Origin of the sequence: Streptomyces sp. NPDC050988, assembly GCF_044456225.1 — a bacterium.
Taxonomy (GTDB): domain Bacteria; phylum Actinomycetota; class Actinomycetes; order Streptomycetales; family Streptomycetaceae; genus Streptomyces.
In genome coordinates this window covers 774,495-795,376 of the sequence record NZ_JBITFQ010000001.1, presented here as the reverse complement: position 1 = coordinate 795,376, position 20,882 = coordinate 774,495, and the positions used below count along the sequence as shown (strand labels likewise).

The following is a 20,882-nucleotide window of genomic DNA, read 5'->3' as shown; positions in this document are numbered from 1 at the left end:
TCGGTCACATGATCGAAGCGCGGCGGCTCCACATCCTCCGTGCGGTGGCGGACCACCGCACGGTGACGGCCGCTGCCGCCGCGCTCTACCTCACGCCCTCCGCCGTCTCGCAACAGCTGACGGCCCTTGAGCAGGAGACGGGCCACCGCCTGGTGGAGCGCAACGCCAGGGGTGTACGCCTGACTCCGGCCGGCGAGATCCTGCTCAGCCACACCAACGCGGTACTGGCCCAGCTGGAGAAGGCCGAGGCCGAGCTCGCCGCGTACGACTCGGGTTCGGCGGGCACCGTCACGGTCGCCTCCTTCGCGACCGGTATCGGCCTGGTCGTCGCGCCCGCCGTGGCCCGGCTCGCGCGGACCGCTCCCGGCATCCGTATCCGCGTCCAGGACGCCGAGGGCGACGCCAGCCTGCCGATGGTGCTCGACCGGCAGGTCGACGTGGCGGTCGCCGTCGAGTACCGCGGCGCGCCGGACGCCGACGACCCCCGCCTCGCCCACATCCCGCTGTACGCCGAGCCGTTCGACGCCGTCGTCCCGGTGACCCACCGCCTCGCCGACCGTACGGAGGTGCCGCTCGCCGAGCTGGCCAAGGACCCGTGGATCGGCCCGTACCCCGGAAACCCCTGCCACGACGTGGTGGTCCTGGCCTGTGAGCACGCGGGATTCCAACCCCGTCTCGAGCACTCCTCGGACGACTTCCGCGCGGTCGTCGCGCTCGCGTCGGCCGACGCGGGAGTCGCCCTGGTTCCGCGCTCGGCCCTGAGCGGCATGGATCTCTCGGGCGTGGTCGTACGCCCTGTCGACGGGGTCGCACCCACGCGCCGGGTCTTCGCCGCAGTGCGCCGGGGCGCCGAGGAGCATCCGCTGATCCGGCCGGTGCTGGAGGCGCTGGGGGAGGCCGCACCGGTGGGATGACCGCCGTGCCACTGTCGCGTTTCATATGTGGGATAGCATCCTGAATATGGGACACGGTGGAGATGTTGACGCGGCCGGCGCCGGCCCGGACCCGGTCGATGCCCGGCTCGGCGTGCGACTGGCCGAGCTGCGGGCCGAACGAGGCTGGTCCCTGGGCGAGTTGGCGGAGCGCAGCGGGGTGAGCCGGTCGACCCTGTCCCGGGCCGAGCGTGCGGAGATCAGCCCCACGGCCTCTCTCCTGAACCGGCTGTGCGGGGTCTACGGCCGCACCATGTCGCAGCTGCTCAGCGAGGTCGAGGCGGAGCCCGCCCAGCTGGTACGGGCCGCCGACCAGGCCGTATGGGAGGACAGGGCGTCCGGTTTCGTACGCCGCTCGGTGTCCCCGCCGCATGCCGGTCTGCGCGGCGAACTCGTCGAGGGCCGGCTCGCGGCCGGCGCGGACATCGCGTACGACCGGCCGCCCGTACCCGGCCTCGAACAGCACATCTGGGTGCTCGACGGGCGGCTCGAGGTCACGGCCCAGGACGCCGAGCACCGGCTTGACGCGGGCGACTGCCTGCGGTTGCGGGTGTGGGGGCCGACGCGGTTCAGGTCCACAGGCCCCGGGGACGCGCGCTATGTGCTGGCGGTGGTGCTGCCGTGACCGCCAACGCCAACGCCAACGCCGTCGTCCGGCTTACAGCCGACCAACTCCTGCGGTCGGTTGATGAGTTGGCCGATCTGTTGACCCACACCGTCAATGAGGGAGCGTCGGTCGGCTTCCTCGCCCCGCTCGACCGCGCCGCCGCCGTCGATTGGTGGCGGGGGCGCGCGGGCGTGCTCGCGGAGGGCGGTCTCGCCGTGTGGGCCGCGTACGTGCGGGACCGAATCGTCGGCACCGTCAGTCTCGCCTTTCCGGACAAGCCCAACAGCAGCCACCGCGCAGAGGTGGTGAAGCTGATGGTGCACCGGGAGGGGCGGGGCAGGGGACTCGGACGTTCGCTGCTCGCGACGGCCGAACGCGCCGCCGCCGAGGCGGGCGTGACCCTGCTCAACCTCGACACCGAGACGGATAGCCCGGCCGAGTCCCTCTATCGGTCGGCGGGTTGGACCCGGGCGGGCGTCATACCCGACTACGCGCGGACGCCCGCCGGGGTGCTTCGTCCGACGACGATCTTCTACAAGTACGTGACGGCGGACGAGGGTTCGGAGCCTGCCGCGAGTCGCTGACCGCTCCCATCGCAGCGGGTGACGGGACTGGTTTGCGGCGGGTGACGGAACTGGCTTGTCGCGGGTGACGGAACCGGCTTTCGGCGGTGCCTGTACCGGCTCTCAGCAGGTGATTGTCAGTGGTATTGGCTACGGTGCCTTCCATGCAGGATGCCGAAGACGTACGCCGAATCTGCCTCTCTCTGCCGGACACGACGGAGAAGATCGCCTGGAGCATGCCGACCTTCCGGGTCGCGGGGAAGATGTTCGCCACGCTGCCCGAGGAGGAGACCTCCATCGCCGTGCGCTGCCCCAAGGAGGAGCGCGACGAGTTGGTGCTGGCCGAACCAGCGAAGTTCTGGATCGCCGACCATGAGGCGGGTTTCGCCTGGGTGCGTGTGCGGCTCGCGGCCCTTGAGGACTCGGACGAGCTGCGTGACATCCTCGCGGACTCGTGGCGGCAGGCGGCTCCGACGCGACTGCTGGAGTCCTACCCGGAATTGGGGCTTCCGGCCGACGGCTGACGGACGAGGTCTCGCGGCTGAGGCCTGGCGGCCGAGGTCTGACGCCTGAGGGGCGTTGTCAGTGCCGCGTGGCATGATCCGAAGGCGGGTGGGGAGTTCGGCGCGGTGGGGCGCCGTGGTCCCGTCGAGGGGGCGGTTGGTCGCCGGGGGAGGGGCGTGAGGGGGATGGCTGGGGGCGGGTTGTCCTCGGGCGGGGTGTCGTCGTCGGAGGAGGATGCGGGCGGCGGTCGCCGTGGCGTGGGCGGTGGGCCCGGGCGTCGTGATGTGAGTGACGGCGCCGGGCGCCGGAAGGTCTGGTCGCGGGATTTCGGACTGTTCTTCACCGCGCGGGCCGTCGCCAAGCTGGGCGACACGATGTTGCCGGTGGCGCTGGCGGCAGGCCTGCTGCAGCACGGCTACGGAGTGGGGGCTGTCGGCCTGGCCATGGCCGCTTCGGCCGCCTGCTTCGCGGGGCTGGTGATCTTCGGCGGGGTCTTCGCCGACCGGTTCAGTACCCGTCTGCTGATGATCGGCGCCGATGTGGTGCGGTTGGGCAGCCAGTCGGTCGCCGCCACCCTGTTCTTCACCGGGCATGTGGTGCTCTGGCAGATCTGTGTGATCGGCGCGGTCAACGGCGCGGCGGCCGCGCTCTTCGAGCCCGGCGTCGCCAGCACGGTGCCCCGGCTCGCCACCGACGTCCAGGCGGCCAACGGCGCCATACGGGTCGCCGAGTCCACGGCCCAACTGGCGGGCCCCGCGCTCGCCGGACTGCTGGTCGCCTTCGCCTCACCCGGCGGAGTCTTCGCGGCCCACGCCACCACGTACGCTCTCAGCGCCCTGTGTCTCCTGCTGCTCCGGCTGCCCCCGGCCGACCCCGGCCACCGGGCCCGTACCAACGGCTTCGGGACCGATCTCGTCCAGGGCTGGCGGGAGTTCAGATCCCGTACGTGGCTGTGGGGCGTCATCGTCATCTGGTGCGTCCTGATGATCTCCGTCTGGGGTCCGACGGTTCCGCTGGTCGCGACGGAGGTCGTCCAGGAGCACGGGCCGCGCGCCTACGGCCTGGTCAATTCCGCCCTCGGCGCGGGCACGGTCATAGGCGGTCTGATCGCACTGCGCCTGCGTCCTCGGCACATGCTGCGCGCGGGTTCGCTCGCCCTGTTCTCCTTCGCCTGCTTCCCGGCCGCCGTCGGAGCGGGCTTCGGAGTGGCGGCGATGGCGGCCGGTGCGGCGATGGCGGGCGCGGGCCTGTCGTTCTGGGGCGTCATGTGGGCGACCAGCGTGCAGACCCAGGTCCCGCCCGATGCCCTCAACCGCATTCACGCCTACGACATAGCCGGTTCTCTGGCCATGATGCCGGTCGGCCAGGCCCTCGCAGGCCCGGCCGCGGCGGCCCTCGGCGCGGACAACGTCCTCCTCGTGGCCGGCGCCATGACTCTCGTCGTGGCCACGGCACTGCTCTCGGTGCCCGCGATACGAGGGCTGGTGAGGGCCGAGGCGCCGACGTCGCGGTCGCGGTCGTTGTCGCTGTCGCTGTCGCACGGGACCATGGGGACAGCCCACCCTGCGCATACCGGCGGCGGAGGAACCAGCCAAGGGACAGCCACCAGGGGGACGGGCGAGGGGACGGACTGGGGGACAGACAGGCGTGCACCGGCGGGAAGGGCTGAAGCCCGGCCGAGGAGCCGGGCCTACGCGCTGACCCGCGTCGACCCCAGGAACCCACCGATCCGCTCCCGCAACGACCCGGCGTCCAGCCCGTGCGCGGCCACGTGTTCCTCGATCTGCCCGTAGCGGCGCAGTTCGCGGCGGCCGACGCCGAGGCCGAGGACGCGGTGCGGCAGGTCTGCGAGGGCGTCGTTCGCGGCCGCCGTCGACGTGCCGGCCAGGTACGGCTCGACGAGGACGACATCGGTCCCGGCTGCCTCCGTGGCCCGGCGCAGCGCGGCCGCGTCGAAGGGGCGTACGGTCGTGCCGTACAGCACGGTGACGTCGAGTCCCTCGGTGGCGTCGAGGACCGCGTCGAGCATCGGCCCGACCGCGACCACCACACCGGCACGCCCCTCGCGGACGGTGCGGAAGCGGACTCCGTCGACGTCCAGGGCCTCGGCGTTCGACTGCACGGACAGCCGTACGTACACCTTGTCGTCGCCCGCCGCGACGGCGTGCCGCAGCAGTGTCTCGGCCTCGTCCGGGTGGCCAGGGACGTGCACCGTCCAGCCGTCGAGCGTGTCCAGCAGGGCGATGTCGCCGGGTGCCATGTGGGTGTAGCCGCCCGAGGGCCAGTCGAAGGACGCGGAGGCGCTGACCAGTACCGCGCCCACGTCCTGGTGCCCGAGGTCCAGCTTGACCTGCTCGAAGGGCCGCTCGACGAGGAAGCTGGCGAAGGTGTGCACCACGGGCCGCAGCCCGGTCAGCGCGAGGCCCGCGCCCGCCCCGACCAGCAACTGCTCCCGGATGCCGACGTTGATCACACGGTCCGGATGCCGGTGCCGCGCGTCCTCGAATCCGGCCACACCGATCTCGGCGAGAACGACCGCGACGCGCGGGTCCTCGTCGAGCAGCCGTGAGACGACGGGGGCGAAGCGGTCACGCATGGTGTCCATGGGGAAAGTCCTCCGTTGCGGGTGCGCGGGTGTGCTGAAGAGTTGCTGTGTGGGCGTCGGCGACCGGCTCAGGCGGTCTTCGGCTCCACCTGGGCGACGACCACGCGCGGCCGTCCCGGGTGAGGGGCGGTGAAGGCGGCGTACAGGGCGTCGTGGTCCCGCCCGTCGACGGTCTCGGCGGACCAGCCCGCGGCCTCGAAGCGCGCGGCGATCCCGCCGGGGAGCGCGTAACTGGCGGAGGAGTTGTCGATCACGACGGTGTGCAGCTGGTCGAGCCCGGCCGGACCGGCGTACGCGATGGCCTCGTGGTTGCTGCCCTCGTCCAGTTCGGCGTCCCCGACCAGCACCCACACACGGGGGTCGTGCAGTCCTTGGGCGCGCAGACCCAGCGCCGTGCCGACCGCGATCGGCAGCCCGTGCCCGAGCGAACCGCTGCCGATCTCGGCACCCGGTACGAGCACGCGGTCCGGATGGTGGCCGAGCGGCGACTCGTACGAGCCGAACCCCGGCAGCCAGTCGACGGGCACGAAACCCTTCGCGGCGAGCACCGCGTAGTACGCCATCGGCCCGTGCCCCTTGGACAGCAGGAACCGGTCCCGTTCCGGATCGTCCGCCCGCTCCGGTGTCACCCGAAGCACCCGGTCGTAGAGCACCCAGAGCGCGTCCAGCGTGGACGTCGCCGCCGGTCCGTGCTTCTCGTCCCCGCTCATCAACCCCATCAGGCCCGGCAGGTCCGCATACCCGTAGCCGCGTCGCACCGTTGTCGTCGTCATCGTCGTCATCGTCGTCATACGGACGATCGTGCGACCTCAAGCGAAGTTGAGGTCAAGCGGTGACCGCCGGGGCAGGGCGATCACCGGACAAAAGGAGTGCGCGACCATCGACCCGAGTGCGGTATTGTTTCCGTGCGCGTTCAGCCAGGGGAAACCCCAGGTCACAACGGGCACCGGGACGTGGCGCAGCTTGGTAGCGCACTTGACTGGGGGTCAAGGGGTCGCAGGTTCAAATCCTGTCGTCCCGACCAGCTTCTTGCAGGTCGGAGGCCGTTCTCTCACCAATGGGAGGGCGGCTTTTCGCGTTCCAGGAGGCCTGGTGGTCGTGCTGTGGGCGCAGGTCGCACACGGTGGCTACCGCCGGCCGTCCGGAGAGGCTTGCGGGCCCTCGGTGGGGTAGGCGACCCGGAAGCCCAGGTTGCCCGTCGTGCTGTCGGCGGTGTTGGCCGTGCGGGCGGCGACGCGGTAGCGATTGCAGTACGAGTCGTGGCACAGGTACGAGCCTCCGCGCATGACGCGCAGTTCCGGGGACTTGGTGTCCCACGGGTCGGCGCACCACTCCCACACGTTTCCGCACACGTTGTGGAGACCGTAGGCGTTCGGCGGAAAGGCGTGGACGGGTGCGGTGCCGGTGTGGCCGTCCTCGGCGGTGTTCTTGGTGGGGAAGGTGCCCTGCCAGATGTTGCAGCGGTGCTCGCCGTCGGGGGTGAGTTCGTCGCCCCATGGGTAGCGGGCCTGGTCGAGGCCGCCGCGGGCGGCGTACTCCCACTCGGTCTCGGTGGGCAGCCGTCCGCCGGCCCACCCGGCGAACGCTTCGGCATCGGACCAGCCGACGTGGGTGACGGGATGGTCCCAGCGGCCTTCGAGGTCGCTGCCGGGTCCCTCCGGGGCGCGCCAGGTGGCTCCCTCGACTCCGCACCACCACGGGGTGGCGTCGGGGCGCGGGGAGACGCGTCTCAGGTCGCCCGGCAGAAAGCGGGCGAAGACGTAGCTCCAGCCGTGGCGCTCGGCCTCGGTGCGGTGTCCGGTGTCCGCGACGAAGGCCGCGAAGCGGGCGGTGGTCACGGCGTAGGCGTCGATGGCGAACGCGTCCACGGCCACCTCACGGACGGGGCCCTCCCGGTCGCCGGGGTTCGCGTCCGCGTCCTCGGTGCCCATGCGGAAGGTTCCGCCGGGCAGGGCGACGCGGGTGTCGTGGCCGGGCGACCGGGTGCGGGTGGCGGGCGGCATGGGCGCGAGAGTGACCGGCCCCGCGCCGACGGCATCGGCGCCGGTGCGGGAGGGGGCGCAGCATGAGGGCCGGTCCCGGCCCGCGCTCGGCGGGCTGCTCACCGCGTACCGCCGACCGGCGTCGATGCGTTCGTGCCGGCGGGCGGCGATGCGTCCGTACCGGCGGGCGGCGAGGAGCCCGCGCCGTCGGCCTTCTCCGTCTCGAACGACGACAGGGTGGTGTCGTGGTCGGTCGGCACGTCGTACATGGGTGTCATCCAGTGGAAGAAGTTGTCTCCGCGGTCCCGTAGCAGGCTGTACAGGCGGTGCATCAACTGTGTGCGTACGTGCCGGAGTTCGGGGTGGTCGTAGCGGTTGAGGAGTTCGTCCGGGTCGGTCCGCAGGTCGTACAGCTCGTTGCGCGACTCGGGGTTGACGACCAGTTTGTGGTGCCGGGTGCGCAGCATGCGCTGCGGGTACGGGAAGTGGTGACCGTGGTACTCGGCCAGGTGATGCTCGTCCCAGGCCGGCCGTTCGCCGCGGGCCAGGGGCAGCAGGCTGCGGCTGTCCACGGCCGGGGCGGGATCGCTGCCGGCGAGTTCCAGGATGGTCGCCGTGTAGTCGGTGAGCGAGACGAACTCCTCGCGCACCTGGCCCGGTACGGCACCCGGCACCCGCAGCAGCCCGGGGATGCGGTAGATGTCCTCGTACATGGCGGGGCCCTTGTCGTGCAGCCGGTGGGCGCCGGTGAACTCGCCGTGGTCGGCGGTGAAGCACACCGCGGTGCGCTCGTCCAGGCCCAACTCCCGTACGGCGTCGAGGATGCGGCCGATTTGCTCGTCGATGAGCGTGACGTAACCCCAGTAGACGGCGATGAGTTTGCGGCTGTCCTCGATCGGCATGGTGTCGAACGCCCACAGCTTGCTGTAGTTGCTCTGGACCGGTGGCTTGCCCGCGAAGGTCTCGCCGATGGAGGCGGGCAGCTCCACCAGGTCCGGGTCGTACAGGTCGAAGTACTCGTCGGGGAGGATGTACGGCAGGTGCGGACCGAAGAAGTGGGTCGCGAGGAAGAACGGGACGCCCTCCCCGGCCTGCTCGTTCCGAGCGAAGCGGTGGAGCATCTCGATGGTGCGGGTCGCCAGGTAGTACTCGAAGGTGGCCTCGACGGGCTGGTGCAGCCGGGCCGCGAGGAGGTTGCCCGGGCTGCCGTTGGGGGTCGTGCCGCGCATCCGGTCGCTGATGGCGTACTCGGGAAGGCCGTTCTCCTTGAGGTAGGCCAGGTAGTCGGGGTGATCGACGGGGTTGTGCCAGCCGGCGAGGTCCGGGCCCTGGAAGCCGTAGTCGGCGGCGGTGCGCCGGACGCCGCCGTGCCACTTGCCCAGGAGGCCCAGGTTGTAGCCCTCGCTGCGCAGTTGCTCGGCGAACGTGAACTGGCCGTCGGCCAGGTCCTCCAAGTACCCCACGTTGCGCTCGTAGTTGGCGAGCAGCTTGTGCCGGAAGGGTGCCGCGCCGGTCAGCAGGCTGGCCCGGGCCGGAGTGCAGATGGCCGTCGGCGTGTAGCAGCTGTCGAAGCGGGTGCCCTGTGCGGCGAGGCGGTCCAGGTTGGGGGTGCGCACGTGTGGGTTGCCGTAGGCGCCGAGGGTGTCGACGCGGTGCTGGTCGGTCATCAGGAAGAGCATGTTGTGGCGCACGGCGGTGCCTTTCGAGTCGTACGGGCGTATCGAATTGCCTGGCCGGCAGTCAGGACGCCGTCGCGGTGAGGACGCCGTCCTGGAGGACGCTTTCGCCCGCTACCGGCCCTGCGCCTTCTCGTAGAGATCGCCCGCGTAGTACTCACCCGGATCGGGGTTCTCGTCCAGCTGCTTGTTGCGTACGAAGAAGTCGCCAAGTGTCTTCAGCCACTTGTCCACTTCACCGCTCTTCGACTTGGCGACCAGGTCCGCGGTGGAGAGGGTCTGGACGTGGGAGGCGTCGGCCTTCGTCTGGGCCTCTGAGACCTCCAGCAGCTTCGCGGTGAGCGCGATGGTCTCGGCGGGATGTGCCTGGCGCCAGTCGTTGGCCTGCTGCAGCACCTTGACCACCTTGCTGTTCTTCTCCTCCGGCACCTTGTTGCCGGCGACGAACGCGGTGGGGAAGAAATCCCCGGTGTCCTTGGTGCTGGCGACCTCCACCAGGTCCGGCACCTTCTTCTTGATGGTGTCGATGGCCGGATAGAAGAAGCCGGCGCCGTCGATCTTCCCGGAGGAGAAGGCGGAGACGATCGTGGACGGATCCATGTTGACCTTGGAGATGTCCTTGCCGGTCATCCCGGCCTCCGCCAGCGCGATGTTGAGGATCATGTCGCCGGAAGTGCCCTCGGGCACGCCGATCTTCTTGCCCTTGAGGTCCTTCATGGAGTCCATCCCGGGCTGGCCTATGACCCGGTCCGCGTACGTGAGCGTGTTGATGGCGATGATCTTGGACTGGCCGGAGGCGGGCAGCCACACGGCACCGGGGCCGATGTAGCCGTAGTCGAGGTCTCCGGCGCTGAGCGCCTGGATCTGCACCGGGCCGTTGTTGAACGTCTTGGTCTCCGCGGTCAGCCCGACCTTCTTCCACAGCCCCTGCTTCTCGGCGATCGCCAGCAGACTGGCCCCGTTGTAGTCGCCGATGTAGCCGAACCTGACCGTGGAGTCGTCGCCGGACCCGCTCCCGGAACACGCGCTCACGGAAAGTGACAGTACGAATACGGCAGGCAGTGTCGTGAGGGCGCGTCTGACCGTGCTTCGGTGCATGGTGGATGGATCCTCTCGGTGCGGTGCGGTGCGGTGCGGTGCGGTGCGGTGCGGTGCGGTGCGGTGCGGTGCGGTGCGGTGCGGTGCGGTGCGGTGCGGTGCGGTGCGATGCGATGCGATGCGATGCGATGCGATGCGATGCGATGCGATGCGGTGCGGTGCGGTGCGGTACGAGGGTCGGTGGGTGGCGGAAAGCCGTCGGGCGGTTATGCGGCCGGGGCGGCTTCGTCCTGGTGGTAGACGGACGTCCAGACTTCGTTGCGGATGCGGCGGAACTCCGCGGACAGCCGTATCTCCTCCGTGCGCGGATAGGGCAGGTCCACGTCGATGACGCGGTGGACGCGCCCGGGACCCGCCGCCATGACGACGACACGGTTGGCCAGGTAGACGGCCTCGTCCACGTCATGGGTGATGAACAGCACGGTCCGCTTCTCCTGGCTCCAGGTCCGCAGCAGCTGGTCCTGCAACTGCACCCGGGTGAGCGCGTCGAGAGCGCCGAACGGCTCGTCCATCAGCAGCACTTGAGGGTCCACCGCGTACGCGCGGGCGATGGCGCAGCGCTGCTTCATGCCGCCGGACAGCGTCTTGGGCAGGGCGTCGGCGAACTCACCGAGTCCGACGAGGTCGATGGCGGCGTCCGTGCGCCGTCTGCGCTCCGCGGTGGGTACGGAGGCGAGCTTGAGCCCGAACTCCACGTTCTGCCGTACGGTCAGCCAGGGGAACAGGGCGTACTGCTGGAAGATCACACCCCGGTCGGGGCCGGGACCCGACACCGGCTTCCCGTCGACCAGGACGCTGCCCGAGTCGGGCTCCTGCAGCCCAGCCGCCATGCTCATCAGCGTGGACTTGCCGCAGCCGGACGGCCCCACGACGGTGACGAACTCCTGGTCCGCGATGTCCAGGTCCACCCCGCCGAGCGCCGTGAAGGTGGCGCTCTTCAGCGGGAAGGTCTTCACCACGTCACGGAAACTGATCTTGCTGTTCATCGTCGCTCCTGCCAGCCGGTGAGGCGTCGCTCGGCCAGCAGCAACAGCCGGTCCATCACGAGCCCGAGTACTCCGATGGTGATCAGCGATACGAAGATCGCGTCCATGTCGAACCAGGTGGCCGCCTTCTGCATCCGGTAGCCCAATCCCTCCTGGGCGCCGATGAGTTCGGCGGCGACCACGGTGGCCCAGGACGCGCCGAGGCCGATCCGCATGCCGACGAGGATGAACGGGGTGGACGCCGGCACGACCACCTTGGCGAAGATGACGCGATCGGAGGCGCCCAGCACCCGGGCGGCGTTGATCAGGGTCGTGTCCACGTCGACGACGCCCTGGAAGGAGGCCACGACGCAGGCCATGAACGAGGCCAGACAGATCACGGCGATCTTCGGTACCTCACCGATCCCGAGCAGCACCACGGCCAGCGGGATCAGTGCCAGCGGCGGGATGGTGCGGAAGAACTGGATGTACGGCTCGACCACGGCGCGCACCGTCGGGTACCAGCCCATGAGGAAGCCGACCGGGACCGCCACGACCACGCCGAGGGCGTAACCGATGAAGACCCGGCGCAGACTGGCGGACGTGTCGGACGCCAGCGTGCCGTCGGCCGTCATGGTGCCCGCCTTGCGCGCCACCGCCGCCGGTGTGGGCAGGTTCTCGACGAGTCCGAGGGCGGCCACGACGGCCCACACGGCGACACCCGCCGCGAGCGCCAGGCCGCCCAGGACCAGCGGTCGGACGGAACGACGCGGTTGTTGCTGCTGCCGCCGCGTGGGGGCAGCGGTCTTGTCGAGGGGGGTGATCACAGCCATGGGTTCCTCACTGATGGCCTCGTGCGTTCTCCTGGTGGCCTCATGCGTTCTCCTCGGAGACGGGCTGCGGGTAGTGGGTGAGCAGGGGGGTTTCATGGAGTACGAGGGCGATGCCGCCCAGGGCGCTGCCGGCCTCGCCGAGTGTGGCGCGCCGTACGTCCACGTGGTGGCGGGCAAGCGGCATCAGGTGCTGCCGCAGGGCCCGTTCGACCGGTTCGAGCAGGGCGTCGCCGGCCTGCGCCAGCTCGCCGCCGACGACGATGACGCCCGGTCCGACGGCGTGACAGATCGCGGCCAGTACGCCGCCGACCTCGCTGCCGACGCGGGCAAGTACCTCAAGGGCGGGCGGGTCGGCGGCCGTTGCCGCGTCCAGGAACTGCGTGGTGCTGTCCGCCCTGCCGCCCGCCGCCCGGTAGCGGCGCAGTACCGCGTCGAGTGAGGCGAGGGTCTCCAGGCAGCCGGTTCCGCCGCACTCGCACCGCTCGCCGGCCGGGTCCACGGTGATGTGTCCGAACTCGCCGGACAGTCCGTGTCTGCCCCGGTGCAGCGCGCCGCCCACGACGAGCCCGCCGCCCACGCCGTGCGACAGCCTCAGGTAGAGCACGTCGCCGCTGTCCGCCGCCGCGCCCCACACCGCTTCGGCCAGCGCGGCGAGGCGGGTGTTGTTGTCGAGCAGCACCGGCACCCCGAACCGCTTGCGCAGCAGGTCGGGTAGGCCGTCGATGCCCTGCGCGTGGGCGCTCTCGCTGCCGGGGTCGGTGGTCGGACCGACCACGCCGACGCCGATCGCACGGAGTGCGCCGAGATGGACGGCCTGTTCCCGCCCTGTGCCCCCGGCCCCCGATTCCCCCGGCGCACTGGTCGTCAGCGAGTCGAGCAGCCGTACGGCGATGTCCACCCGCTCGGGCCAGGACAGGTCCGCCGCATGCCCTTCGCTCGCCGAACCGACCACTTCGTGGGCGAGGTTGACCGCGGCGACATGCACGGCACGGCGCGCGAAGTCGATGCCCACCGCCTCCCCGGCGGCCGGGTTGAGGCTGAGCTTCTCGACCGGGCGCCCCCGCTTGCGCGCCTCGACGTAGGGCGTGCCGACGACCACCGCACGGCTGGTCACCAGGCCGGCGACTATGTCGTAGAGCGTGGTGCGGGAGAGCCCGCTTCGCGTGCCCAACTCGGCCCGGCTCAGCGGACCGTACTTGCGGAGCAACTCGAGAACGGATTGCTCATGGCTGCGCCGGAGCCGTGTCAGCGGACCGTCGTGTGGGTGCATGCCGGACAGCATGTGAGCGCACGAATATTTTCGTCAATGAGTCGGACGAAATAACTTCGCCGCTCCCACCCTCCAGGGGGAGTCGACCTCAACCCCCTGTGGCCTGGGGTTACTTGGAACGCCTACGTCGCGAACCGGCTCGTAACGCTTCGATAACGCGCGGCGATTGGGGTTGTCCCGGCCGAAATCGTGCCCCCGGAACACCCGATCCGGATTAATTTTCCGGGCTGTTGACGAAATCCGGCGGCCGTTCGCATCCTGTTCGTCATGCCGTCCCTCGGGCGGCCCGACGAGGGAGGACGTGACTGATGACCGACAGCACGAACCGGCCGCCCATCGGCCGGAGAGCCCTGTTGGCAGGTGCGGGCACCCTGGGAGTGGCGGCGGCGCTGCCCACGGCCTCCGTACAGGCGGACCCGGCGACGCGACGTTTACAGGCCGAGGCATACCCGGCGAACTGGCCCGACCCCGAACCGTACGGTCTCGCCGACACCCGCCCGGACCTCTGGCCGCGCGACGACAACTCCTTCGTCCTCCCGCTCGAACTGCGCCCCCGGGACAAGGAGCGCGGTGTGGTGTGGATGCGGGACACGTACGTCAACTGCTTCGTCGTCGGGGGCAGTCCGCTCTACGTCGCCACCGGTACGACCCGGGCGCCGGGCCTCGACGCGGCCGCCCCGTGGAACGACGGCATCTTCGTGTGGGTGTCCAGGTCGCTGCGCGGACCGTGGCGGCTGGCGGACACGACCGGAATCCGCCCGGGTGCCGCCAAGGGCAAGGTGTGGTCGCCCGAGTTCGCCGGCGAGAACCGGCCCGGGCGCACGGTCGTCGCCCCCTGGCAGCAGTACTGGCACGACGACGAGTTCGGCAAACGCGGCGAGGTGTGGGCGCCGGAGGTGCACCACGTCCGCGGCCGCTGGTACATCGTCGCGTGCATGGGTGACCACTCCCGCAAGGTCGGCTCGTTCCTGCTGGTGAGCGAGGGCGGGGTCGCGGGCCCGTACCGGCTCGCCGAGGGCAACCTCGCCAAGCCGTTCGGCGAAGCGGTCGTCGGCGGGCCGCCGTTCATCGAGCCCGGCGCGTACCACCACATCGACGGCAGCATCTACGCCGAGGGCGACAACGCCTGGCTCGTGCTGCACAACGACCTGTACGCCAGGTTCCGTTCCGACATGGAGGACATCGTCCCCACCACGGACCTCCCGGAGTTCCGGCAGTCGCCCTACTCTCCGGAGCCGTACCTCGAGGGCGCGTACGTCTTCAAGCACCGCGGCAAGTACTACCTCCTCCAGGCCGCCTGGAACCGCTCGTCCGTCGCCCCGGACGGCAGCACGCGCTACGCCTACGCCCCGCCGGGCACAGGCCGCACGCAGTACCAGTACGACGCGGTCGTCGCCGTCGCCGACCGGTTCGAGGGCCCGTACTCCCGGCGGTGGACCGCGGGTGTCGGAGCGGGCCACAACAACTTGTTCTCCGATCACGCGGGTGGCCTCTGGGCCACGTTCTTCCGCAACCCGGTCGCCGGATACTGGTCCCACCCGTCCCGTATCGCGGACGCCGCCGTTCCGGGCGTCGTACGCCTGGAGTGGACGGGCCCGGAAGGCGGTCGGCTCTACGTCCGACGCAGGCAGAACCGACCGGCCGACGGCTGACCGTGCGAGCGGAGGTATGGGAGATGGGCACGAGCCCCAGCCGTCGGAGGCTCCTCGGCCTCGCCGGGGGTGGCGCCCTGCTGCTCGCGGGGTGCCGGTCGGACGGAGCCGGAGCCGGCGGCCCAGGAGGCAGCGGTGCCGGCGGTCCGGGCGGCCACGCCGGGCACCGGACGCGTCCCGCGGCCCCGGAGGGCGTGCTCGGCGCGAACTTCAACGAGGAGCCGCGCGGCATGACCGCCTCGGTGCTGGACGACCTGCGCACCAGGTGGGTACGCGGCTTTGTCGCGATGCCCGAACTGGACAGTGTGGAGGCATCCCGGCAACCCGCGATCAGGACCCTGCTGTCGTTCGCCGGCTCCGGCCATGGCACCGTACTGTCGCTGAAGTTCCCGCACCGGACCACGCCTCTCCCGCAGCCGGGCAGCGGCGCGATGGACAAGGAACTCGCCCGCGTCGACAGGGCACTGGACGCTGTGCTGGACAAGGTCGACATCCTGGTCATCGGCAACGAGCCGTTCCTCGAGACGCGCGCCGAGGATCGCGCCACCCTCCTGAACCCCTTCTACGAGGCCGTTGCCGCGCACGTGATCTCCGAGCGGAGGAAGCGCTGCGGGTCCGAATGTCGCACTCGCCTGTACATGGGCGCCCTCAACCGCCTGGAGGACCCCGCCTGGCGCACCCCTGCCGTCGACGCCTGGCTGGCACACGTCAGGGCCACTCCCGAGCTCGACGGCGTGGACATTCACCCGCACGTCGCGGCCGTCGAACAGGCCAGGGCGTATACGGACCACGTGCTGCCGCGGATCCGCTCCGAGCAGCGTTTCCTCGCCACCGAGTTCTCCCTGGTGCATTGGTGGAAGCGGCACTGGAGCGATCCGGTGCCCGCCGTGTACGCCGACCGATACGGGGTGGCGGCCGGGACCCCGGTGTGGCAGGAGGTTCGGGACTCCGCCGCGGACGCCGTCTCGCAGCAGCGGTGGCGCGATCTGCTGATGAACAGCCCCTGGTTCGCCTCCCGAAAGGACTACCTGACCAACCAGGTGCGGCAGTTCCGTGCCACGGGACGGCTGGCCGTGGCGGCCTACGGCACGCTCCAGCAGCCCGCCATGGTCCGCGACATCGGGCCGACGAAGATGCCGTGGCTGCTGAACAGCCTGTACGCCAACCTCGTCGTCCAGCCTTCCGCGAATGGCGCCATGGCGCACAACCCGGCGTTCTACGACTCGTTCCGCGCCCTCCAGGACGTTTCCGGCGGGGTCACGATGGCGTGGCGTTGAGCAACCCGTGGGCCGGCGTCTGGAGTCGGGCCGCGTCGATGTCCGAAGTCATCATCCGGCAGCGGCAGTTCTGCCGGTTGGGACGGTCGGCACCGTCGTGGTCGAGGACTCCTACCGGCGTGCCAGCCCGTGGCGGTCGGCCCAGGCGTTGATCGCCGTGGCCAGCTCCTCCGGGCGGTCCTCCGGGGAGTGGTGGCCGGCGAGGCCGTGGCGGGAGACCTCCAGGCCGGCGATGTTCTCCTCGCACCAGGCCACGGCCCCTTGGTCGGTCATCGCGCCCGGGCCGGGCGTGAACGCGGCCAGCAGCTTGGGGACTTCGGGGCTGGCGGCCAGCCAGGCGTCGTACCGCTCGACGCGGGCCACGATGTCGGCGGGCTCGTCGTCCAGCGGCATCATGCGCGTCCACGCCAGTACCGGGCGGCGGCTGTGCGGTGTCGGGAAGGGGCGGCGGTAGACCTCCAGGTCGGCGGGGTCGAGCGGGGTGGCGAGCGTGTCCGGGAGCTCTTCGATGAACATGGACTTCTCCAGGATCATCTCCTCGCCCACCCCGGGGGTGCGCAGGAGGGTGAACAACTCCCGCCCGGCCGACGGGAATTCGTCACCGACCAGCGGCTTGACGATCGTCTCGGTGAAGGCGAGGCCGCGGACGCGGCCCGGGAGGCGGGCGGCGCGGTCGAAGGCGAGCGCGCCGCCCCAGTCGTGGCCGACGAGGACGGCCTCGGCAAGGCCGAGGGCGTCGAACCAGGCGTCGAGGTAGCGGGCGTGGTCGTCGAAGGAGTAGGCGAGGTCGGGTTTTCCGGAGTCGCCCATGCCGATGAGATCCGGGGCGAGAAGGCGGCGGCCGGGCGCGGCCACACCCGGCAGGACGTTCCGCCACAGGTGGGAGGAGGTGGGGTTGCCGTGGAGGAAGACGAACGGCAGACCGTCGGGGTCGCCGGACTCGCGGTAGTGGAGCGTGGAGTCGAGGAGGGGGAGACGGGGCACGGCGGTGTCACTTCGCTTTCTTCGAGGGGGAGTCAGATTCTTCGAGGGGGATTCAGAGGTTGAGGCTCAGGACTCGGTCGACGGCGATCTCGACGACGACCAGGTCCGGCGGGGTGGGCGGGGCCGCGCGGTAGCGGACGGTGTAGCGGCGGACCGCCTCGGCCAGGCGCGCGGGGTCGTCGGTGACGGTGGCCCGGCCTTCGAGGGTGACTCAGCGGAAGCCGTCCGCCTGGCAGAGCGCGACACGGGCTGTTGGGCCGCCCCTCGCCACGTTCCGGGCCTTGCGCGCTCCCGCCCGGGTGGTTACTCGGACCAGGCCGTCGACCGCGTCGAAGGTGAAGCGGACAGGGGTGACGTGCGGGGTGCCGTCGGGGCGGAGAGTGGTGAGGGTGGCGGTGTGGGCGCGAGTGAGGAACACCCTTGTGGCGGGCGAGAGTTCGACGGTCACCCGGCTCACTTCTTCTTCACGCCCTCGTGCCAGATCAGCTTGGCGATGTTCGGCTTCACGGCCGTGGTGATGACGCCCATGGCCGTACGGACGTACCGCCGCTCCTCCACCTCGCGCAGCATGCTCGAGGCGAGGTCGGCACGGGCGGTGAAGACGCCGTCTGCACTGGTCTCGGCGGTGTGGTAGTCCGTGACGACGGGGTGCTCGAAGAGGCCCGAGGGCCGGACGAAGGTCCAGTCGAGGTCCGTCCGACGGACCACGGCCTCCATGCGGCGCATGTCCTCATGGAGGGTACGGCCGAGGCGTCGGTTCACCAGCGGGTCGAGCACATGATTGAAGAAGTGCGCGCCCGTGGGACGCCAGTGCGGGTCGGCGATGCTGGAGCTCACGGCGAGCAGCCGTTTGATGCCGTGGCGGGCCATGGCCCCGGTGACGGCCGCGGCGCTCGCCGAGTAGGTGCTGATGGTCTCCTTGCTGAAACGCGCGCCCAGTACGGAGAGGACGGCGTCCGTCCCCTCGATCGCGGCATCGACGGCCGCCGGGTCGGTGGCGTCGGCGACGGCCACGGTGAGACCGGGCCGCGTGGCGAGAGAGCCGGGGCGGCGAGTCACGGCGACGACCACGTGGCCGGCGGCGAGGGCCTGGTCGGTGAGGTGGCGGCCGGTCGGTCCATTGGCGCCGAGGACTGCGATACGCATGGCGTCGGGTCGTCCCTTCGTGTGGTTGCCGGAACGCCCTTGACTGTGCCGATCACGAAAAGCAGGCTCAACGCTGAAGAATAACTCCGCCCCTGTCACCGCCCGCACCCGAGGCCGTCCCCGCGGCAACCCGCCGACCCGCGAGTCGATCGTCTCGGCGGCCCGGGCGCTCTTCCTGGAGCGCGGCTACCGGGGCACCACTCTGCGCGCGGTGGCCGGGGCCGCCGGCGTCGACCCGGCGCTGATCGCGTACCACTTCGGCTCGAAGAAGAGCCTGTTCGCGGACGTGATGCAGTTCCAGTGCGCCAATGCGCTGGCGGTGGACGACGTCCTCGGCGGCGACCCGGCCACCCTCCCCGGCCGCCTGATCGACGCGGTGACGAACCTGTGGGAGGACGCGGACTTCGTACAGCTCACCACCCAGGGCGAGGAGGCTGCCGAGGTGCTCCGCGAATACCTGGAACGCGAGCTGCTGGCCCGGCTTGTTGAATTTCTCGGCGGCCGGGACGCGACCGCCCGCGCCACGGCCGTGGTGACGATCCTCGGCGGCCTCATCTACACCCGCTACCTCAACCCCCTCCCGACCCCCGCGGCCCTCACCCCCTCCGAGACCCGCCACATCCTCACCCCTGCGCTGCGCGCGGCACTGACCCCGAGGCCGCGCACCGGGGCAACCACCGGAGCGGGCCGTCGGGGCTCGCCGGCCTCCGGTGGAGGAGCCGTCCGGCCTTGACGAGCAGCACGTGCCGTCGGCCGGGGCAGCGGTGCCGCCCCGGCCGACGGCCGTTCGGTCAGTCCCCGATCCGTGGCAGCAGGGAGACGATCTTGCTGCCGTTCCGGGCGATCAGGACGTCCTCGTAGAGCAGGAGTTGGGGCGTGTCGCCGAAGGTGGGACCCGGCTCCTGGTCGCCGGTGTCGGCATGGCCGCGCCAGATCTGTTCACCCGTGCGCAGACTGAGGCCCGACAGGTCTCCGTTCGGGCCGACGAAGTACACGACCCCTTGGCCCGCCGACACCACGGGTTCCGCGAGGCCCGCCATCGTCTCCTTGTCGGGCATCTTGACGCCCACCGGGGCGGTCCAGAGGGTCTTTCCGGTGGTCAGCGAGTAGGCCGAGGCCTTGCCCTGCCAGGACACGGAGATCAGAAGATCACCGACGATGTCCGAGTTGGCCGGCTCTCCCTTGATCCGATAGGAGTGCGAGGCCTGCTCGCCGGAGCCGCTGAGGGTGGTCAGCCGCAGGTCCTTGTCGCCCGCGTTCTTCGCCGCGATCAGGACCATCCGGTCGCCCGAGGTCCCGAGGAACTGTTGCCTGCCGGGCATGGTCATGACCTTCTCGGCATTTCCGGTGGCGGGATCGAGACGGATGACGTCGGTGTCGTCCTGCTTCTCGGTGTCCTGGTTGCACAGGAGATACGGCACCCCGCTGAGCACCGCGCGCTGACACACGATGCCCTTGTCCCAGGTGTGGCGCCACTTCTCCTCTCCGGTCAGCGGATCGAGGGCCGACATCGTGCGGAGCGTCGGGGTGTTGGCCAGTACCGCCCCGTCGATCAGCATGGCGGCCTGGTCGGTGCGGTCGTCCTGTGGCATCTCGGCCGTCCACAGCACCTTGCCGTTGTCGGCGTCCACCGCCATCAGATCCGTACCGCCGATGTAGTCGCCGTTCGGCTCCTTGTCCGCGGTGTGATTGCGGTAGGCGTACACCACGCCGTCGCGCGCGGCGAACGCGTGGTCGGGCCCGTCGCCTTCGCGGTTGACCTTGACGGTCCACAGCCGCTCGCCGGTGTTCGCGTCGAACTTCGCGACGTCGTACTTGGACCCGCTGCAGTACAGCGCGGAACCGTCCACCAGGCAGCCCCGCTCGCCGGAGCCCCGGGCGTCGTTCTGCCACGGCTTCCAGCCCTCCGGCGACACCGCCGGGCGCACAGGCCGGTCCTGCTCGGCAGCACCGCCGCCCCCGAACCCGAACACCGCCCCTACGGTGATCGCGGCAACGGCCACCGCTGCCCCCGCGACCTGCGAGAAACGGCGCCGACTGCGCCGCCGCACCACCTTTTCGGCCAGATCGCCCGGTGCCCGTACCCGGTCCAGGGCGACCGCGCGCAGTGTCTCCCGGACCTTCTCCTCCACCTGCTCCGTCGTCATCCCTGGACCTCCTTCGGCGTGTAACTGAGCTGCTGCACCTGTTCCGCGGGGCTTTCGGGCCCGAGTTCCGGTACGAGCAGCCGGAGCTTGGCGAGCGACCGGTACGCCGTACTGCGCACCGTGCCGACCGGACATCTCAGCAGCGCGGCGACCTCGGCCTCCGGCAGGTCCTCGAAGTAGCGCAGTACGACCACGGCCCGCTGCCGTTTCGTCAGTTTTCCGAGCGCCGCCCACAGCGCGATCCGCAGCTCGGTGCCCGACTCGGTACCGGCGTCGCCGCCGGTCTCGGGCAGTACGGGCACCGTCGTCTCCGCGCGGTGCCTGCGCAGCCGCCAGCGGTTGACCTGCTGGCGGTACATGACCTGACGGACGTACGCCTCGGGCTGCTCGATGTGAGCCCAGCGCCCGTAGGCCTTCATCAGCGCAATCTGCAGCAGATCCTCCGCGGCGTGCCGGTCCCCGCCGGTGAGCAGCACCGCGAGCTGCAGCAGCGCGGTGGAGCGCATCGCTACGAACTCCCGGAACTCGTCGTGACTTGTGGCCTCCATCGACCCTCCCCTTCTCGCAACCACCACGACGTGATGAGCCGCCCGCGGCTATCCCTCCACGGGCGAGATTGTGTATTCACACGAAGTCGGTGA

At 70.7% G+C, this 20,882-nt stretch carries 19 protein-coding genes, 1 tRNA gene and 2 pseudogenes; 9 read left to right on the top strand and 13 right to left on the bottom strand.

Annotation, left to right across the window (positions count from 1 at the left end; translation table 11 throughout):
* Positions 1–8 precede the first annotated feature (8 nt).
* The 5 genes and pseudogenes from ACIBEI_RS03465 to ACIBEI_RS03445 all read left to right on the top strand — a co-directional run.
* Positions 9–914, top strand: a complete 906-nt coding sequence (locus ACIBEI_RS03465; RefSeq protein ID WP_190227439.1) for a LysR family transcriptional regulator — start codon at positions 9–11, stop codon at positions 912–914.
* A gap of 46 nt (positions 915–960) precedes the next feature.
* The gene (locus ACIBEI_RS03460; protein ID WP_398884575.1) at positions 961–1,557 is read left to right on the top strand and encodes a helix-turn-helix domain-containing protein; all 597 of its coding nucleotides are present in this window, start codon (positions 961–963) and stop codon (positions 1,555–1,557) included.
* On the top strand, positions 1,554–2,123 hold the full coding sequence (locus ACIBEI_RS03455; RefSeq protein WP_398884573.1) for a GNAT family N-acetyltransferase: 570 nt from the start codon (positions 1,554–1,556) through the stop codon (positions 2,121–2,123). The genes ACIBEI_RS03460 and ACIBEI_RS03455 overlap by 4 nt, the downstream gene beginning before the upstream one ends.
* A gap of 143 nt (positions 2,124–2,266) precedes the next feature.
* Positions 2,267–2,626, top strand: a complete 360-nt coding sequence (locus ACIBEI_RS03450; protein ID WP_398884571.1) for an MmcQ/YjbR family DNA-binding protein — start codon at positions 2,267–2,269, stop codon at positions 2,624–2,626.
* 165 nt (positions 2,627–2,791) lie between these two features.
* Positions 2,792–4,120, top strand: a pseudogene (locus ACIBEI_RS03445) (MFS transporter); the annotation flags it as partial.
* 176 nt (positions 4,121–4,296) lie between these two features.
* Here the strand turns inward: ACIBEI_RS03445 and ACIBEI_RS03440 are convergent.
* Positions 4,297–5,211: a transketolase family protein gene (locus tag ACIBEI_RS03440; RefSeq protein WP_398884569.1), complete on the bottom strand. Its 915-nt coding sequence runs from the start codon at positions 5,209–5,211 to the stop codon at positions 4,297–4,299.
* Between the two features lie 68 nt (positions 5,212–5,279).
* Entirely contained in the window at positions 5,280–6,002 is a 723-nt protein-coding gene (locus ACIBEI_RS03435; RefSeq protein WP_398884567.1) for a transketolase, read from the bottom strand.
* A 156-nt stretch (positions 6,003–6,158) separates the two neighbouring features.
* Here ACIBEI_RS03435 and ACIBEI_RS03430 point away from each other — a divergent pair.
* Positions 6,159–6,235: transfer RNA gene (locus ACIBEI_RS03430), tRNA-Pro, on the top strand.
* A gap of 103 nt (positions 6,236–6,338) precedes the next feature.
* Here the strand turns inward: ACIBEI_RS03430 and ACIBEI_RS03425 are convergent.
* The 6 genes from ACIBEI_RS03425 to ACIBEI_RS03400 all read right to left on the bottom strand — a co-directional run bounded on the left by ACIBEI_RS03425 (position 6,339) and on the right by ACIBEI_RS03400 (position 13,047).
* The gene (locus ACIBEI_RS03425; RefSeq protein WP_398884565.1) at positions 6,339–7,214 is read right to left on the bottom strand and encodes a formylglycine-generating enzyme family protein; all 876 of its coding nucleotides are present in this window, start codon (positions 7,212–7,214) and stop codon (positions 6,339–6,341) included.
* A 98-nt stretch (positions 7,215–7,312) separates the two neighbouring features.
* The gene (locus ACIBEI_RS03420) at positions 7,313–8,872 is read right to left on the bottom strand and encodes a sulfatase-like hydrolase/transferase (RefSeq protein ID WP_398885104.1); all 1,560 of its coding nucleotides are present in this window, start codon (positions 8,870–8,872) and stop codon (positions 7,313–7,315) included.
* 111 nt (positions 8,873–8,983) lie between these two features.
* Entirely contained in the window at positions 8,984–9,967 is a 984-nt protein-coding gene (locus tag ACIBEI_RS03415) for an aliphatic sulfonate ABC transporter substrate-binding protein (protein ID WP_398884563.1), read from the bottom strand.
* A gap of 206 nt (positions 9,968–10,173) precedes the next feature.
* Positions 10,174–10,953 carry an ABC transporter ATP-binding protein gene (locus ACIBEI_RS03410; protein ID WP_398884561.1) on the bottom strand — a complete coding sequence of 260 codons (780 nt, stop codon included), beginning with the start codon at positions 10,951–10,953 and terminating at the stop codon, positions 10,174–10,176.
* Positions 10,950–11,765 (bottom strand): ABC transporter permease, encoded by an 816-nt coding sequence (locus ACIBEI_RS03405; RefSeq protein ID WP_398884559.1) that lies wholly within the window; start codon positions 11,763–11,765, stop codon positions 10,950–10,952. The genes ACIBEI_RS03410 and ACIBEI_RS03405 overlap by 4 nt, the downstream gene beginning before the upstream one ends.
* A gap of 40 nt (positions 11,766–11,805) precedes the next feature.
* Complete coding sequence (locus ACIBEI_RS03400) at positions 11,806–13,047, bottom strand: ROK family protein (protein ID WP_398884558.1); 1,242 nt, start codon at positions 13,045–13,047, stop codon at positions 11,806–11,808.
* A 296-nt stretch (positions 13,048–13,343) separates the two neighbouring features.
* On the opposite strand from ACIBEI_RS03400, the gene ACIBEI_RS03395 reads away from it, so the two are divergent.
* A complete protein-coding gene (locus tag ACIBEI_RS03395) occupies positions 13,344–14,687 on the top strand; it encodes a family 43 glycosylhydrolase (RefSeq protein ID WP_398884556.1) in 1,344 nt (447 codons plus the stop codon).
* 23 nt (positions 14,688–14,710) lie between these two features.
* Positions 14,711–15,964 (top strand): hypothetical protein, encoded by a 1,254-nt coding sequence (locus ACIBEI_RS03390; protein ID WP_398884554.1) that lies wholly within the window; start codon positions 14,711–14,713, stop codon positions 15,962–15,964.
* A gap of 111 nt (positions 15,965–16,075) precedes the next feature.
* On the opposite strand, the gene ACIBEI_RS03385 is transcribed toward ACIBEI_RS03390, so the two are convergent.
* From ACIBEI_RS03385 to ACIBEI_RS03375, 3 genes and pseudogenes are all read right to left on the bottom strand, one after another.
* Positions 16,076–16,948 (bottom strand): haloalkane dehalogenase, encoded by an 873-nt coding sequence (locus ACIBEI_RS03385; RefSeq protein ID WP_398884552.1) that lies wholly within the window; start codon positions 16,946–16,948, stop codon positions 16,076–16,078.
* Between the two features lie 52 nt (positions 16,949–17,000).
* Positions 17,001–17,405 (bottom strand): annotated as a pseudogene (locus ACIBEI_RS03380) (pyridoxamine 5'-phosphate oxidase family protein).
* A complete protein-coding gene (locus ACIBEI_RS03375) occupies positions 17,402–18,094 on the bottom strand; it encodes an NAD(P)-dependent oxidoreductase (protein WP_398884550.1) in 693 nt (230 codons plus the stop codon). Before ACIBEI_RS03375 ends, ACIBEI_RS03380 begins: the two are co-directional and overlap by 4 nt.
* Before the next feature lie 148 nt (positions 18,095–18,242).
* On the opposite strand from ACIBEI_RS03375, the gene ACIBEI_RS03370 reads away from it, so the two are divergent.
* Positions 18,243–18,827 carry a TetR/AcrR family transcriptional regulator gene (locus ACIBEI_RS03370; protein ID WP_398885102.1) on the top strand — a complete coding sequence of 195 codons (585 nt, stop codon included), beginning with the start codon at positions 18,243–18,245 and terminating at the stop codon, positions 18,825–18,827.
* Between the two features lie 58 nt (positions 18,828–18,885).
* Here ACIBEI_RS03370 and ACIBEI_RS03365 read toward each other — a convergent pair whose 3' ends face one another.
* Together ACIBEI_RS03365 and ACIBEI_RS03360 are read right to left on the bottom strand one after the other, a co-directional pair.
* Positions 18,886–20,241, bottom strand: coding sequence for a PQQ-binding-like beta-propeller repeat protein (locus ACIBEI_RS03365; RefSeq protein ID WP_398884548.1), 1,356 nt, complete (start codon positions 20,239–20,241; stop codon positions 18,886–18,888).
* Complete coding sequence (locus ACIBEI_RS03360; protein WP_398884546.1) at positions 20,238–20,789, bottom strand: SigE family RNA polymerase sigma factor; 552 nt, start codon at positions 20,787–20,789, stop codon at positions 20,238–20,240. Before ACIBEI_RS03360 ends, ACIBEI_RS03365 begins: the two co-directional genes overlap by 4 nt.
* Between the last annotated feature and the right edge of the window lie 93 nt (positions 20,790–20,882).